This is a genomic window from Pseudomonas spartinae, from assembly GCF_965197125.1.
Lineage (GTDB): Bacteria > Pseudomonadota > Gammaproteobacteria > Pseudomonadales > Pseudomonadaceae > Aquipseudomonas > Aquipseudomonas composti_A.
This window is the reverse complement of the sequence record NZ_CBDAMB010000008.1, coordinates 113,436-126,581: the sequence shown is the minus strand read 5'-3', so window position 1 is coordinate 126,581 and position 13,146 is coordinate 113,436. Positions and strand designations below refer to the sequence as shown.

Here is a 13,146-nt window from a genome sequence, read left to right as displayed (position 1 = left end):
CCTGGCGTGTGCCTTACTTGACGCGCTGGCCTGGCTTGGCGCCGCTGTCCGGGCTGAGCAGGTAGATCTCTTCGCCGCCGGGGCCGGCAGCCAGCACCATGCCTTCGCTGACGCCGAACTTCATCTTGCGCGGCGCCAGGTTGGCGACGTACAGGGTCAGGCGGCCCTCCAGTTTGCTCGGGTCCGAGTAGGCGGACTTGATGCCGGAGAACACGTTGCGCTTCTCGTCGCCGATATCCAGCGACAGGCGCAGCAGCTTGTCGGCGCCCTCGACGAACTCGCACTTCTCGATCAGGGCGATACGCAGGTCGACGGCAGCGAAGGCATCGAAGTTGATCTCGGCAGCCAGCGGGTCTTTGCTCAGCTCGCCGTTACCCTGTGGTTTCGGCGCTTCGGCGGCCAGGTCTTCCTTGGAGGCTGCGATCATGGCTTCGATCTTCGCCGGCTCGATGCGGGTCAGCAGCGGGTTGAACGGATTCAGCTGATGGTTGGCCAGCGGCAGCGCCAGTTCGGACCAGGTTTGCGGCTTCACGTTGAGGAAAGCTTCGGCCTCGGCGGCCAGCTTTGGCAGCACCGGTTTGAGCATGATCACCAACTGGCGGAACAGGTTGATACCCAGGGCGCAGATTTCCTGCACCTCGGCCTGCTTGCCTTCGACCTTGTTCAGGGCCCAGGGCGCCTTGTCGGCGATCCAGGCGTTGGCGCGGTCGGCCAGTGCCATGATCTCGCGCATGGCGCGGGAGAAGTCACGCGCCTCGTAAGCTTCGGCGATGCTCGGTGCGGCAGCCTGGAAGGCTTCCCACAGCTCGGGCTCGGGGTTGGCGGCAACCAGCAGGCCGGCATTGCCCTTGTGAATGAAGCCGGCGCAGCGGCTGGCGATGTTGACCACCTTGCCGACCAGGTCCGAGTTGACCTTCTGCACGAAGTCCTCGAGGTTCAGGTCGAGGTCATCAACGCCGCGGCTCAGCTTGGACGCGTAGTAGTAACGCAGGTATTCCGGGTTCAGGTGATCCAGGTAGGTGCGCGCCTTGATGAAGGTGCCGCGCGACTTGGACATCTTCTGACCGTTGACCGTCAGGTAGCCGTGTACGTTGACTGCGGTCGGCTTGCGGTAGCCCGCGCCTTCGAGCATGGCCGGCCAGAACAGGGCGTGGAAGTTGACGATGTCCTTGCCGATGAAGTGGTACAGCTCGGCGCTCGAATCCTTGCCCCAGAAGGCGTCGAAATCCAGCTCCGGGCGTTTGCTGCAGAGGTTCTTGAAGCTGGCCATGTAGCCGATCGGCGCGTCCAGCCAGACGTAGAAGTACTTGCCCGGCTCGTCGGGGATCTCGAAACCGAAGTAGGGCGCATCGCGGCTGATGTCCCACTCCTGCAGGCCGCTATCGAGCCATTCGGCGATCTTGTTGGCGACCGCTTCCTGCAGCGCGCCGGAGCGCGTCCACTGCTTGAGCATGGCCTCGAAGTCCGGCAGCTTGAAGAAGAAGTGCTGCGACTCCTTGAGCACCGGCACCGCGCCGGAGATGGCCGAACGCGGGTTCTTCAGCTCGGTCGGCGAATAGGTCGCGCCGCATTTCTCGCAGTTGTCACCGTACTGATCCTCGGTGCCACACTTCGGGCAGGTGCCCTTGATGAAGCGGTCGGCGAGGAACATGCCTTTCTCGGGATCGAAATACTGGGTCACCGCGCGGGTGGCGATGTGGCCTTTGTCGCGCAGCGCCAGGTAGATGGACGCCGACAGCTCGCGGTTTTCGTCCGAGTGGGTCGAGTGGTAGTTGTCGAAGTCCACGCCGAAATCGGCGAAATCGGCCATGTGCTCGGCACGCACGCCATCGATCAATTGTTCGGGTGTGATGCCTTCTTTCTCGGCGCGCAGCATGATGGCAGAGCCGTGGGCGTCGTCGGCGCAGACGTAGATCGCCTGGTTGCCGCGCAGCTTCTGGTAGCGCACCCACATGTCGGTCTGCACGTACTCGAGCATATGGCCGAGGTGGATGGAGCCGTTGGCATAGGGTAGGGCGCTGGTAACGAGAATCTTGCGGGCTTCGGTCATGGTGATCGGCTGCACTGGTAAAACGAGGGAAGTCGACAACTATAAGGGAAGCGACAAGCTTCAAGCTACCTGCGGCAAGGAAAAGCCCGTGCTGCATTGCACCGGAAGGCTGCTGTTATGATGACGGCCTGATTTTTTGCCTGCCTTCTGGAGTTCTTGCATGAGTGCCGTCACCCGCGAAGCGGTCGAAGCCTGTCTGCGTCAGTTCACCGACCCCCATCTCGATCAGGACCCGGTCAGTGCCGGTTGTCTGCGTGAAGTCGACATTCAGGGCGCGCGCGTATCCGTGCGTTTGGAACTCGGTTATGCCGCCGGGTTGTTCAAGAATGGCTGGGCGCAGATGTTGCAAATGGCGCTGGAGAACCTTGATGGTGTCGACAGCGCTCAGGTGCAGGTCGATTGTGTGATCGACTCGCACCAGGGCCAGGCTCAGGTGGCCGCCCTGGCCGGGGTGAAGAACGTGATCGCCGTGGCCTCCGGCAAGGGTGGTGTAGGAAAGTCCACCACCGCCGCCAACCTGGCGCTGGCCCTGGCGCGTGAAGGGGCACGTGTGGGCATTCTCGATGCCGATATCTATGGTCCGAGCCAGGGCATCATGTTCGGCATCGCCGAGGGCACGCGACCGGAAGTGCGTGAGCAGAAGTGGTTCGTGCCGCTCGAAGCCCATGGCGTGCAGGTGATGTCCATGGCCTTTCTCACCGACGACAACACGCCGATGGTGTGGCGCGGGCCGATGGTCAGTGGTGCGTTGCTGCAGCTGATCACCCAGACGGCCTGGAACGATCTCGATTATCTGGTGGTGGACATGCCGCCGGGCACCGGCGACATCCAGCTGACCCTGGCGCAGAAGGTGCCGGTGGCTGGCAGCGTGATCGTCACCACCCCGCAGGACCTGGCCTTGCTCGATGCCCGCAAAGGCGTGGAAATGTTCCGCAAGGTGCACATCCCGGTGCTCGGCGTGGTGGAGAACATGGCGGTGCACATCTGCTCCAACTGCGGCCATGCCGAGCACCTGTTCGGCGAAGGTGGCGGCGAAAAGCTCGCCGCGCAGTACGGCGTCGAATTGCTGGCCTCGCTGCCGCTGTCGATGGCCATTCGTATGCAGGCCGACGATGGCAAGCCGACCACCATTGCCGATCCGGAAAGCCAGATCGCCATGATCTATCAGGACCTGGCGCGCAAGGTCGGCGCGCGTATCGCTATGGCGGGCAAGCCGGTCATGCCGAATATCGAGATCAGCGAGGACTGAAAGCAGCCGCGTGGCGGCATCTGATGACCCTCTCCCATTTATGGGGCGAAGAGGCGCGTTTTGGAAGCATCGCTTCCTGCGCCTATGAGTGCCTGATCGCGAAGCGATCAGGCCGGGGCGCGGAGCGGGGTGCCCGAAGGGCGGGAGAGGGTAGGCAGGCGGCTCGCTCCTGGCTTGGCGAATCTCCAATTGCCCTGTGGCGTGGGCAAGCTGCAGCGTTCCACCTCTCTGTTCAAGCACTTGGCACCGAAGTGCGGCGACAGCGTTAAGTAATCGATGCACCGATCCCCCCCTTTTTGTAGGAGCGGCTTCAGCCGCGAATCGCGGATTGCAGGGCATGCAAACAGGCATAAAAAAACCCCGCACTAGGCGGGGTTTTTTTCAAGCGGGGTAGTGCAGGTTAGATAACCTGAACTTCCTCAGCCTGCATGCCTTTCTGGCCACGGGTAGCCACGAAGGAGACCTGCTGGCCTTCCTTCAGGGTCTTGAAACCGTCGCTCTGGATGGCTTTGAAGTGTACGAACAGGTCGTCACCGGATTGCGGAGTGATGAAGCCGTAGCCTTTCTCATCGTTGAACCACTTAACGGTGCCAGTCTGACGATTGGACATGTGATGTCTCCTAACAAAAGTAATAACAGCCCTGGAAAAGCCCAGGCCGGGACTGAGTGCAACGAGTACTAGGAGTCGGACGATGTTTGGATCGAAATCTAGGCATCTAGTAGCGATTCGCGGTGACACATGCAGCACAGTGGGGACACCATACGTGTTTTTATCGCCAAGTGCGAATAGTCGATGCAGCTTTTTTGCAAATAATGGCTTGAGGGCGCGCCGGCAATCTTTGAAGCGTGGCCTCTGCATCGGTAAGATGCGCTCACTTTTCTCGTAACCGCCCACTCAGGACACCTCGCCATGAGCATCAAATCGGACAAGTGGATTCGCCGCATGGCCCAGGAACACGGCATGATCGAGCCGTTTGTAGAGCGTCAGGTGCGTGGCGCCGACGCCAGTCGGGTGATCTCTTACGGTGTATCCAGCTACGGCTACGACGTGCGCTGCGCCGATGAATTCAAAGTGTTCACCAACATCCACTCGGCCATCGTCGATCCGAAGAATTTCGATGAGAAGAGCTTCGTCGACATCAAGAGCGACGTCTGCATCATTCCGCCGAACTCCTTCGCTCTGGCCCGTACCGTCGAATATTTCCGTATTCCACGCGATGTGCTGACCATCTGCCTGGGCAAGAGCACCTACGCGCGCTGCGGCATCATCGTCAACGTCACGCCGCTGGAGCCCGAGTGGGAAGGGCACGTGACCCTGGAGTTCTCCAATACCACCAACCTGCCGGCGAAGATCTACGCCAACGAAGGCGTGGCGCAGATGCTGTTCCTGCAGTCCGACGAGGCCTGTGAGGTGTCGTACCGTGATCGCGGCGGCAAGTATCAGGGCCAGACCGGCGTAACCCTGCCCAAGGCCTGATTTACTCGAACGCACAAAAAAGCCGGGCAATGCCCGGCTTTTTTGTGCCCGCTGTTCAGGGCACCAGCGGCAGCTCGCGTTTGTGGCGGGTGTTGTCGTAGGTGCGCACGATGGTGGCGTAGGCTTCGTCGCTGACTTTCTCGCCATGCAGAAAGGCGTCGATTTCGGCGTAGGTGACGCCATGCGCCTCCTCATCCGGTTTGCCTGGGCGCAGCTCTTCCAGGTCAGCGGTCGGTGTTTTCATCACCAGGTGCTGCGGCGCGCCAAGATGCTTGGCTATGGCGCGCACCTGGTTCTTCACCAGGCCGGACAGGGGGGCGAGGTCGCAGGCGCCGTCGCCGAACTTGGTGAAGAAGCCCATCACCGCCTCGGCGGCGTGGTCAGTGCCGATCACCAGGCCATTGTTGGCGTTGGCGATGGCGAACTGGGCGACCATGCGAATGCGCGCCTTGATATTGCCGACGACGAAATCGCGGCGGGCGTCGGCCAGCTTCTGTAGGTGCGTGACCTGCTCGCCGAGACCGCTGACGCTGGCGGCGATATTGACCGTGTCTTCTTCATCCGCGCGGATGAATTGCAGCGAGTCCTGGGCGTCGTGTTCGTCGTGCTGGGCGTTGTGCGGCAGGCGCACGGCGATGAAGCGGTAGCCGGTGTCAGCCGTTTCGGCGCGCAGTTCCTCGACCGACAACTGGGCCAGACGCCCGGCCGTCAGCGAGTCGACGCCGCCGCTGATGCCCAGAACCAGCACTTTGAGGCCGGACTGCTTGAGGGTGTTCTTGATAAAACGCTTGCGGCGCTCGATCTCAGCGCTCAGTGCTGCCTCATCGGCGAACGGTGGCACCACGTCGAGGGCGGCGGCGATTTCGGCTTGGCGATTGCTCATGTCTGGGTCCTCACTGGTTCACGCGAAAGACGTGTTTCAGGTAACTGACGAAATTCTCGTCGCGGCATTGGGTCTTGCCGGGCGTGTCGGAAATCTTCGCCACTGGCTGACCGTTGCAGGCGACCATCTTGATCACGATGTTCATGGGGGTGACGCCGGGGATGTCGCAGGTCAGGTTGGTGCCGATGCCGAAGCTTACGTGGATTCGCTCGGAAAGTGCACGGTAGAGCTGTAGCGACTTGGGCAGGTCGAGCCCGTCGGAGAACACCAGGGTTTTGCTCATCGGGTCGATGCCGAGTTTCTCGTAGTGGGCGATGGCTTTTTCTGCCCAGATCAGCGGGTCGCCGGAATCATGGCGCAGGCCGTCGAAGAGCTTGGCGAAGTACAGGTCGAAATCGGCCAGGAAGGCATCCATGGTGATGCAGTCGGTCAGCGCGATGCCGAGCAGACCGCGGTACTCGCGCACCCAGCAGTCGAGCGCGGCGATCTGGCTGTCGATCAGGCGCGGGCCAAGCTGCTGGTGTGCCATCAGCCATTCGTGGGCCATGGTGCCGATGGGCTTGAGGTCGAGCTCACGGGCCAGGTGCACGTTACTGGTGCCGACGAAACGCCCAGGAAAGTCGCGCTTGAGAATGTGCACGGCTTGCTCCTGCGTACGGTAGGAGAAGCGCCTGCGGGTGCCGAAGTCGGCCAGTTGGAAACCGGCCAGCTCGCTCGGCGAGGCTTCGGCCTTGAGCCAGTCGAGCTTCTCGTACAGTCGCTCGGCGGCCTGCTCGAGCAGCACTTCGCGGTAGCGATAGCGGTTGCGCACTTCGCTGACGATGGCCAGCAGCGGCACTTCGAAGAGAATCACGTGCAACCAGGGACCGCGCAGGCGGATGTTCAACTGGCCGTCTTCGATGCTGGTGTGTACGTAGCGCAGGTTGAAGCGGAACAGGCTGAGGAAGCGAATGAAGTCCGGTTTGATGAAGGGGATGCGCTCGAGGAACGCCAGCTGATCGACGCTCAGGCTCAGCTCGCTGAGGCGTTCGATCTGGTAGCGGATCTCGGCCAGGTAGGGCGTCAGGTCCTCGCTGCTGCGGCAGCGAAACTCCCATTCCACTTCGGCGTTGGGGTAGTTGTGCAGCACCGCCTGCATCATGGTCAGCTTGTACAGGTCGGTGTCCAGCAGGTTCTGCACGGTGCGGTCGGCGAAGATACTCTCGCTCATCGCAGATTCTCCTTGGCGAGGGTGCCATCCAGCTGTTCCAGGCTGGCGGCAAGTGTAATGCCCTGTTCGCGCATGGCGATGCAGGCGGTTTCGGCTGTTTCACTGGCGATTGCGCGGCAGGCTGGCAGGTAGACGATGACTTCGAAGCCGGCGCGGCGCAGCTGCAGGGCGGTGGTCTTGACGCAGTAATCCAGGGCCAGGCCGCCGACCAGTACGAGGCTGACGTCATTGTGCCGGAGAAACTCGATCACGCCCGTGCTGCGCTTCTCGGCCAGATCGTGGTAGCAGGCGCCGTAGGGGTGCAGGTCAGGCTCCACACCTTTCCATACGAAGTAATCGTAATCCAGCGGCGCCGGCAGCTCGTCGAGCAGCTCGAAGCCCGGCGTGCCCGGCACGCAGTGGCTGACCCAGGTCAGGTCGGCATTGGCCAGCGGCAGGGGGCGCAGCATCTCATCGTGGCTGTCGACGACCCAGGGCGCCTGCGGGCTGTGCGCGTCCTTGCTGCCGATACGCAGCTGGGCGCGTGCGGCCAGCTGATTCAGCGCCGGGGCGATGGTGTCGCCCCCGGGTACCGGCAGTTCGCTGGGGCACAGCGGGGTGAAGCCTTTCTGGGCGTCGACATCGAAGCTGGCAATCTTCATGGTGCGCCTCCTTCTCTTGGGTGAGTGACTACATATTTCACCTGGTGAAATATGTAGTCAAGCGTTTTTACCAATTCCTGCGTGAAAAGTGACGAGTTATTGGTCAAGATGAAATAAGTACATGAAGGAACAGGGGGCAGGATGAGTGCAGTGGAGGTTCTGGCCGGGGTGGATATCGTCGCCCTGCGTCTGAGCGAGGAGGGTGCGCTTCAGGTGCTCCTGTTGCGTCGCCAGCGCGAACCCTACGCCGGGCAATGGGCGCTGCCGGGAGTGTTGATCAACGGCCGATGCGCCGATGCCAGCCTGAATGCAGCAGCAGCTCGGGCGCTGGAGGACAAGGCGCGCCTGCAGCCGCACTATCTGGAGCAGGTGGCGACGGTCGGAAATGGTGTGCGCGACCCTCGCGGCTGGTCGTTGAGCACGTGCTATCTGGCGTTACTGGCGCCCGATGCCGAGCCGCAGGATGACAATCTGCGATTCGTCGAATTGTCCGGCCTTACCGCCGGTGCGCAGGCATTGCCATTCGATCACACGCAGCTGGTGCGTCTGGCGGTCGAGCGGCTACGGGGCAAGTCGGTCTACAGTTCGCTGCCGCTCTACTTGCTGGCGCCGCGATTTACCGTGACCGAGGCGCTGACGGCGTTTCAGGCCTGTCTGGGTGAGCCGGTGCAGCACACCACCTTGCGCGGAAGGCTGGAGCGGATGAAGGCGCAGGGCTGGATCAGCGACACCGGGCAGAAGAACTACCCGAAGATGGGGCGGCCACAGAATCTGCTGGAGCATGGCCCGCACACGGGCGAGGCCTTTATTTTCGACCGCAGCCTTCTGGCTTAGCAGGCGTTCGCTGAATTGCAGGCAAAAAAATAGGCGCCAGAGGCGCCAGGGGAGCATTTCAATCGATGCATAGTCTCTGAGCCTGCCTGCGTCGAGAAGTTCCATCTGATGATGGAGAAAAGCCATCATTTTTCTGCAGGCAAAAGAAAAGGCGCCAGGGGCGCCTTAAACGATGATCTATGGAGTAAGTCGATCATTCAGAGTGAGACGCTGGCGCAAAGGTTCAGCGCTACCCGACGAACGGTCGCTACTTCGCCGGCATCAGCAGCAGTCGCTGGTTGCCGTAGACCTTGTCCAGATTCTCCGCCTTGAACGGGAAGCTCATGTAGCCGCCCTTGAGCCATGACTCGATGCCGTCGGCATAGTGCGGGCTGGCGGGGTTGCCGGACTGGCCCGAGCTGTTGACGCCGACCAGCGGTTCGTCGGCGGCGAAGTCCACCACGATGCGCATGGCGGGAATCAGGAAGGTGTCGAAGTCCTGACCCCAGGCATAGGCCGCAACGTTCAGCGTGCTGTGATCGCCGCCGGCCGGATAGGGGCCGCGATCCAGGTAGCCTTTGAGCGCATTGATGCTGCTGCGCTGACTGGCGCTCATATAGGGCGCCATGCGTGTGGTGTCCGTTACCCACTCGTAGGTGTGCAGCTTGCCCCACTGCCAGTTGTGGCGCTGCGTGCCCAGTCGGCTCTCCAGCAACTCGATGCTGGCCGCCAGGCTGCGGGCCAGGATGGTCGGCTTGTCTTCCTGCTGCGGCGTGCGGATGTCGTTCCAGAATGGGCTGTCAGCGCGGCCAAGCAGATGATCGGCCTGTGCGGAGTAGGAGGTGTTGGCGGTTTCCACCAGCGCCTTCCACGCTGGGCTGTCTTCCGGACCCAGCTCATCGAGGAAGATCTGTCGCGCGCTCTCATGCAGGAAGGCGCCATAGATGGCGGCGTCGGCCGAGCTGGCGGCGAGTTTGCCGTCGAACGCCAGCAAACGTGTCAGCGCCTCGTCGGCACGTGCGCGCTGGCCTTCGGGCAGGGCGGCGATGGCCTGGCGCAGCGAGTCGTGCATGAGCGGGTCGTTGAACATGGCCTGCAGCTTGGCGACGAAGGGCGAGGTCTGGTCGTACTGCATGGCGATCATGCTGCGGCCATCGTGGCGGCCATTGCCGGCCAGTTCGGCGATGCGCTCGGCGCGCTCCGGGTAGTACCAGGAACTGGACAGCTGCATGCCGTAACCGGGCGGTACGCTGCGTTCGCTGGCCGTGCCCAGCCAGCCCTGTGGCGGGTCCTGGTCGTAGGGGTGCAGCATCGGGTCGGCGAAACCATCCCAGGCGTAGCGGTCGTCCCAGCCGGGTGATGGCAGCAGCCCGCGACCTTCGCGGCGATTCGGGTAGCGACCGCTGACCTGCCAGCCAATGTGCTGGGCGTCGGCGAAGACGATGTTCAGCGGCATGGCGCGGATTTCCCGCGCCGCTTCGAAGGCCTGCTCGACCGACTGCGCGCGCGATAGGTCGAAGAAAGCGTCGAGGCTCTTGTCACGTTCGAACTGGGTGGTTTTCAGTGCCAGGCCATAGCCGCTCTGCAGTGGCAGGGGCTGCAGTAGGTGCTTACGTTCGCCGAGTACCGTGTTGAGCAGCGGACCGTTGCGGGTCTCGTAGAGCGTTTCGCGAATCGGGCGCTGGCCGCGGATGAAGAAGGTCTCCTGGCGCTCGCTGACCGGCAGCCACTTGCCGTCGGCCTGGTACATCAGGCGACTGCCCTCGCGTTTGATGCGTTCGAGGAAGATGTCCTGATTGTCGCCCATGACCATGGTCATGCCCCAGGCCAGCTTGCCGTTGTAGCCGGATACCACTGCCGGCACGCCCGCCAGGGAGATGCCCGCCGCCTGATATTTGGGCGAGCGGATCTGCACGAAATTCCACAGCGACGGCATGCTCAATGGCAGGTGGGTGTCATTGGCCAGCAGGCTTTTGCCGCCACGGCTGCGCTCGGGCGCGATTGCCCAGTTGTTCGAGGCGGCGACGCCGAGCATATGTCGTTCGGCGATCTGCGCTGCGGTGCGGGAAATCGCCTGCAGGCCCGGCAACTGACCGTTGAGGTCGAGACCGGCGAGTTTTTCTGCCTCGGCGAAGGGCAGCGGCTCGTCCGGGTAGATCGGCAGCAGCCAGGGCAGTTTGTCGGCGCCCACGCGCTGGGCCATGGTCAGTGCGGCGATCTCTTCCTGCAGGTTCACCGCCAGGCCGAAATTGAGCAGGCAGAACAGCAGCACCGAGTCCTCGGGCTTCCAGTACTCGGGGCGATAGCCGGACTCGGCGAGATCCATCGGCAGGCGATCACGGTAGCGGAACAGGTAGGCGTTGACGCCGCGTGAATAGACTTCGAAGAAGCGTTTCAGGCGCGGAGATGCATCGGCATAGAGAATTTCCGCACTCTTCTTGAGGTTGACCGCACGCATGAAACGGTCCATTTCCAGCGCGCCGGGGCCGGCCATCTCGGCCAGTCGGCCTTGAGCCAGCAGGCGCATGCCGACCATCTGGCTGAGGCGGTCGCCGGCATGCACGTAACCCAGGGTAAACAGAGCATCGTGGAAGGTGCTCGACTCGATCAGCGGCATGCCGAGCGCGTTGCGTCGTACCGATGCACTTTCCGCCACGCCCTGAATGCGCTCGACGCCACGGGTGGGCGGCACGCTGTCGGCATAACGGCTGTTGAGCAGAGACTGGCAGCCGGTAAGGCTGGCCAGTGAGGCGGCGAGAGTCAGGCAGGCCAGCGGGCGCATGGCGAATTTCCTTGGTGTGGGTCGGTCGCGGCCGGTCCTGCACTGACCGGCCACAAAGGCGCCAAGGTAATGAGGCCGGTGATGCCTGGCAAGAGGCCTCAGGCGTTTGCCGGAGACCTCTTCAGCCCTTCGTCCAGCAACCAGCGTGCGGCAATTCGTGCCGCGGCCTTGTGTTGCAGTTCCAGCTCGTTGAAGCGCTTTTCGAAACGGCGCCGTTCGGCTTTGTCCAACGCTTTCCAGTCCGCATGGGTGGGCACGTCGTGAGTGGCGTCGAAGAGCAGGTGAAACACCTGGCAGCGACTGTCATTGCTCAGGGCGCTGTCGTAGTTGTCGAGCAACACCTTGATGCGAATGGCGCCTTCGATCAGCGGCAGTTGCTCGTCGAGCAGGCTGCTGGCGAGGATGTTCAGGTCGCCGCCGAGGCGTTGCTGGCGCTCCTGCTGCGCTTGCTGGTGGGCGCGCTGGTTCGCCCATACGCGGCGCCACAGGTGCCAGGCATAGGCGGCCAGGGCGGCGATCAGCAGCAGGCCGGTCAGTAGCAGGATGAGGGTCAGAGCATTCATGCGCGGCTCAGGCGCCGTGGCATTTCTTGAACTTCTTCTGGCTGCCGCACGGGCAGGGATCGTTGCGGCCGACGTCCTTCAGCGCGTTGCGCACCGGCTCCTGGTGGCCGTGGTTGCAGTGCGGACCGTGCACATGACCATGGTCGTGATGATCGTGGTCATGGTTGCAGTCTGGGCCGTGGACGTGGGGTTGGTTGCTCATGGTGTTACTCCGGTATGAAATCGCCGGGAATTATCTCGCCATTGCGCGCCATGTGCACGCTGCGGCCGAACAACATGCCAGTTTTTACTTCGCCCTTGAGGCTATAACGAATCGGCACGTCCGGTTTTTCCAGCGCCTTGACGATCTGTCGGACATGCCGCCAGAGGTTGGTGCGTACCGGTATCTCGAAGGTGTGATGGCCGTGGGCGGGAACGGTGAACCACTCATTGGAGTAGCCCGTGGCCAGCTGGATGCCGTTGAGATGGACGTCGTAGTCCAGTCCGCGTACCGGCAGGCTGACGCCATTGGGGTTGTCGATTCGAAAGCGCAGGCGGAACTGCTGTTCGAGCAGCCTGGCTTTGACCACATCAACTTTGATGAGTTGGACATCCGGGTCCTTGAAGCCACCTGTCATCCAGGTGGAACATCCTGTCAGGCCCGTAAGCAGGCCGAGAAACATCAATAGGCTGGTAATTCTTATCATTTGCGCCTGAGAAAACATTTCATACCCCCATTGCCGCCAGTGTAACAAGCAAGTGCACGGCTGCAACGGGGGGCATCACCATTTTCAATGTGATAGCGTGAAGTTCTCGAGGGCGTTGGTGATCGCGATGGCATGGATGAGAAGCCTGCAGTGTCAGGGCAAGGGAACCTGCGCCATACTGAGCGGCGAATAGGACAGGAGTGTGACCATGAGTCGCTATGAGATCGCCTTCTCCGGGCAACTGGTGCCGGGCGCCCAGCCGGAGCTGGTCAAGGCCAACCTGGCCAAGCTGTTCCAGGCCGATGCGCAGCGCATTGCCCAGTTGTTCTCCGGGCGCCGCATCGTGATCAAGAACAATCTCGATGCCGCAGCTGCGGAGAAATACCGCGTGACTCTCGAACGCGCCGGTGCGCGGGTCGAAGTCGTCGACATGGACATGCTGGTCGAGGAGGTCGAGCTGGCACCCCCACCGCCGGCCGATCCGGTTGCGGCTCCGGCTGCTGCGCCGGTAGCGGCCACGCCGGGGCGCTTGCAGGTTGCGCCGCGTGATGAATACATGGCCGCATTCAGTGATGTGGATGCACCGGATTTCGGTATCGCTCCGGTGGGCACCGACCTGCAGGACGCCAGGCCAGAGGCCCAGGCGCCGAGGGTCGACCTGTCGCAATTCAGTTTGGCGCCCGTGGGCAGTGATATGGGGCAGGCCAAATCCACTGCCCCAGCGCCTGCGCCGGATACATCGCATCTGAAGCTGCAGGACTGAGCATTCAGTCGCCTCACTGCAAACGCCGT

Annotated in this window: 13 protein-coding genes; 4 read left to right on the top strand and 9 right to left on the bottom strand. The window is 62.4% G+C overall.

Going from position 1 to position 13,146, the window contains the following annotated elements; all coding sequences use genetic code 11:
* Positions 1 to 13: 13 nt before the first annotated feature.
* Positions 14 to 2,050, bottom strand: coding sequence for a methionine--tRNA ligase (metG, locus tag ACN8M7_RS17810; RefSeq protein ID WP_490261643.1), 2,037 nt, complete (start codon positions 2,048 to 2,050; stop codon positions 14 to 16).
* 160 nt (positions 2,051 to 2,210) lie between these two features.
* Here metG and apbC point away from each other — a divergent pair, with 160 nt between their 5' ends.
* Complete coding sequence (apbC, locus tag ACN8M7_RS17805) at positions 2,211 to 3,299, top strand: iron-sulfur cluster carrier protein ApbC (RefSeq protein WP_490261642.1); 1,089 nt, start codon at positions 2,211 to 2,213, stop codon at positions 3,297 to 3,299.
* A 400-nt stretch (positions 3,300 to 3,699) separates the two neighbouring features.
* On the opposite strand, the gene ACN8M7_RS17800 is transcribed toward apbC, so the two are convergent.
* Positions 3,700 to 3,909 (bottom strand): cold-shock protein, encoded by a 210-nt coding sequence (locus ACN8M7_RS17800; RefSeq protein WP_013714598.1) that lies wholly within the window; start codon positions 3,907 to 3,909, stop codon positions 3,700 to 3,702.
* 300 nt (positions 3,910 to 4,209) lie between these two features.
* Here ACN8M7_RS17800 and dcd point away from each other — a divergent pair, with 300 nt between their 5' ends.
* Positions 4,210 to 4,776: a dCTP deaminase gene (dcd, locus tag ACN8M7_RS17795; protein WP_061242969.1), complete on the top strand. Its 567-nt coding sequence runs from the start codon at positions 4,210 to 4,212 to the stop codon at positions 4,774 to 4,776.
* Between the two features lie 55 nt (positions 4,777 to 4,831).
* Here the strand turns inward: dcd and nadE are convergent, their stop codons facing one another.
* From nadE to ACN8M7_RS17780, 3 genes are read right to left on the bottom strand one after another with little or no spacing between them, the layout of a single operon-like run.
* Positions 4,832 to 5,659, bottom strand: coding sequence for an NAD(+) synthase (gene nadE, locus ACN8M7_RS17790; protein ID WP_490261641.1), 828 nt, complete (start codon positions 5,657 to 5,659; stop codon positions 4,832 to 4,834).
* A 10-nt stretch (positions 5,660 to 5,669) separates the two neighbouring features.
* Positions 5,670 to 6,869 carry a nicotinate phosphoribosyltransferase gene (gene pncB / locus ACN8M7_RS17785; RefSeq protein WP_061242974.1) on the bottom strand — a complete coding sequence of 400 codons (1,200 nt, stop codon included), beginning with the start codon at positions 6,867 to 6,869 and terminating at the stop codon, positions 5,670 to 5,672.
* Positions 6,866 to 7,510: a nicotinamidase gene (locus tag ACN8M7_RS17780; RefSeq protein ID WP_490261640.1), complete on the bottom strand. Its 645-nt coding sequence runs from the start codon at positions 7,508 to 7,510 to the stop codon at positions 6,866 to 6,868. The genes pncB and ACN8M7_RS17780 overlap by 4 nt, the downstream gene beginning before the upstream one ends.
* Positions 7,511 to 7,651: 141 nt before the next feature.
* Here ACN8M7_RS17780 and ACN8M7_RS17775 point away from each other — a divergent pair, with 141 nt between their 5' ends.
* Positions 7,652 to 8,344, top strand: a complete 693-nt coding sequence (locus ACN8M7_RS17775) for an NUDIX hydrolase (protein WP_490261639.1) — start codon at positions 7,652 to 7,654, stop codon at positions 8,342 to 8,344.
* Between the two features lie 247 nt (positions 8,345 to 8,591).
* On the opposite strand, the gene ACN8M7_RS17770 is transcribed toward ACN8M7_RS17775, so the two are convergent.
* The 4 genes from ACN8M7_RS17770 to ACN8M7_RS17755 form a co-directional block, all read right to left on the bottom strand.
* A complete protein-coding gene (locus ACN8M7_RS17770; protein ID WP_490261638.1) occupies positions 8,592 to 11,105 on the bottom strand; it encodes a penicillin acylase family protein in 2,514 nt (837 codons plus the stop codon).
* A 98-nt stretch (positions 11,106 to 11,203) separates the two neighbouring features.
* On the bottom strand, positions 11,204 to 11,668 hold the full coding sequence (locus ACN8M7_RS17765; protein ID WP_490261637.1) for a DUF2489 domain-containing protein: 465 nt from the start codon (positions 11,666 to 11,668) through the stop codon (positions 11,204 to 11,206).
* A 7-nt stretch (positions 11,669 to 11,675) separates the two neighbouring features.
* Positions 11,676 to 11,870 carry an SEC-C metal-binding domain-containing protein gene (locus ACN8M7_RS17760; protein WP_037049080.1) on the bottom strand — a complete coding sequence of 65 codons (195 nt, stop codon included), beginning with the start codon at positions 11,868 to 11,870 and terminating at the stop codon, positions 11,676 to 11,678.
* A 4-nt stretch (positions 11,871 to 11,874) separates the two neighbouring features.
* Complete coding sequence (locus tag ACN8M7_RS17755; RefSeq protein WP_197432236.1) at positions 11,875 to 12,372, bottom strand: LEA/WHy family protein; 498 nt, start codon at positions 12,370 to 12,372, stop codon at positions 11,875 to 11,877.
* Positions 12,373 to 12,562: 190 nt separating this feature from the next.
* On the opposite strand from ACN8M7_RS17755, the gene ACN8M7_RS17750 reads away from it, so the two are divergent.
* The gene (locus tag ACN8M7_RS17750; RefSeq protein WP_490261636.1) at positions 12,563 to 13,117 is read left to right on the top strand and encodes a hypothetical protein; all 555 of its coding nucleotides are present in this window, start codon (positions 12,563 to 12,565) and stop codon (positions 13,115 to 13,117) included.
* Positions 13,118 to 13,146 lie beyond the last annotated feature (29 nt).

Excerpts from the sequence above, each read along its gene's own strand:
- metG (WP_490261643.1), bottom strand. The coding sequence starts at position 2,050 with ATGACCGAAGCCCGCAAGATTCTCGTTACCAGCGCCCTACCCTATGCC.
- apbC (WP_490261642.1), top strand. The coding sequence starts at position 2,211 with ATGAGTGCCGTCACCCGCGAAGCGGTCGAAGCCTGTCTGCGTCAGTTC.
- ACN8M7_RS17800 (WP_013714598.1), bottom strand. The coding sequence starts at position 3,909 with ATGTCCAATCGTCAGACTGGCACCGTTAAGTGGTTCAACGATGAGAAA.
- dcd (WP_061242969.1), top strand. The coding sequence starts at position 4,210 with ATGAGCATCAAATCGGACAAGTGGATTCGCCGCATGGCCCAGGAACAC.
- nadE (WP_490261641.1), bottom strand. The coding sequence starts at position 5,659 with ATGAGCAATCGCCAAGCCGAAATCGCCGCCGCCCTCGACGTGGTGCCA.
- pncB (WP_061242974.1), bottom strand. The coding sequence starts at position 6,869 with ATGAGCGAGAGTATCTTCGCCGACCGCACCGTGCAGAACCTGCTGGAC.
- ACN8M7_RS17780 (WP_490261640.1), bottom strand. The coding sequence starts at position 7,510 with ATGAAGATTGCCAGCTTCGATGTCGACGCCCAGAAAGGCTTCACCCCG.
- ACN8M7_RS17775 (WP_490261639.1), top strand. The coding sequence starts at position 7,652 with ATGAGTGCAGTGGAGGTTCTGGCCGGGGTGGATATCGTCGCCCTGCGT.
- ACN8M7_RS17770 (WP_490261638.1), bottom strand. The coding sequence starts at position 11,105 with ATGCGCCCGCTGGCCTGCCTGACTCTCGCCGCCTCACTGGCCAGCCTT.
- ACN8M7_RS17765 (WP_490261637.1), bottom strand. The coding sequence starts at position 11,668 with ATGAATGCTCTGACCCTCATCCTGCTACTGACCGGCCTGCTGCTGATC.
- ACN8M7_RS17760 (WP_037049080.1), bottom strand. The coding sequence starts at position 11,870 with ATGAGCAACCAACCCCACGTCCACGGCCCAGACTGCAACCATGACCAC.
- ACN8M7_RS17755 (WP_197432236.1), bottom strand. The coding sequence starts at position 12,372 with ATGTTTTCTCAGGCGCAAATGATAAGAATTACCAGCCTATTGATGTTT.
- ACN8M7_RS17750 (WP_490261636.1), top strand. The coding sequence starts at position 12,563 with ATGAGTCGCTATGAGATCGCCTTCTCCGGGCAACTGGTGCCGGGCGCC.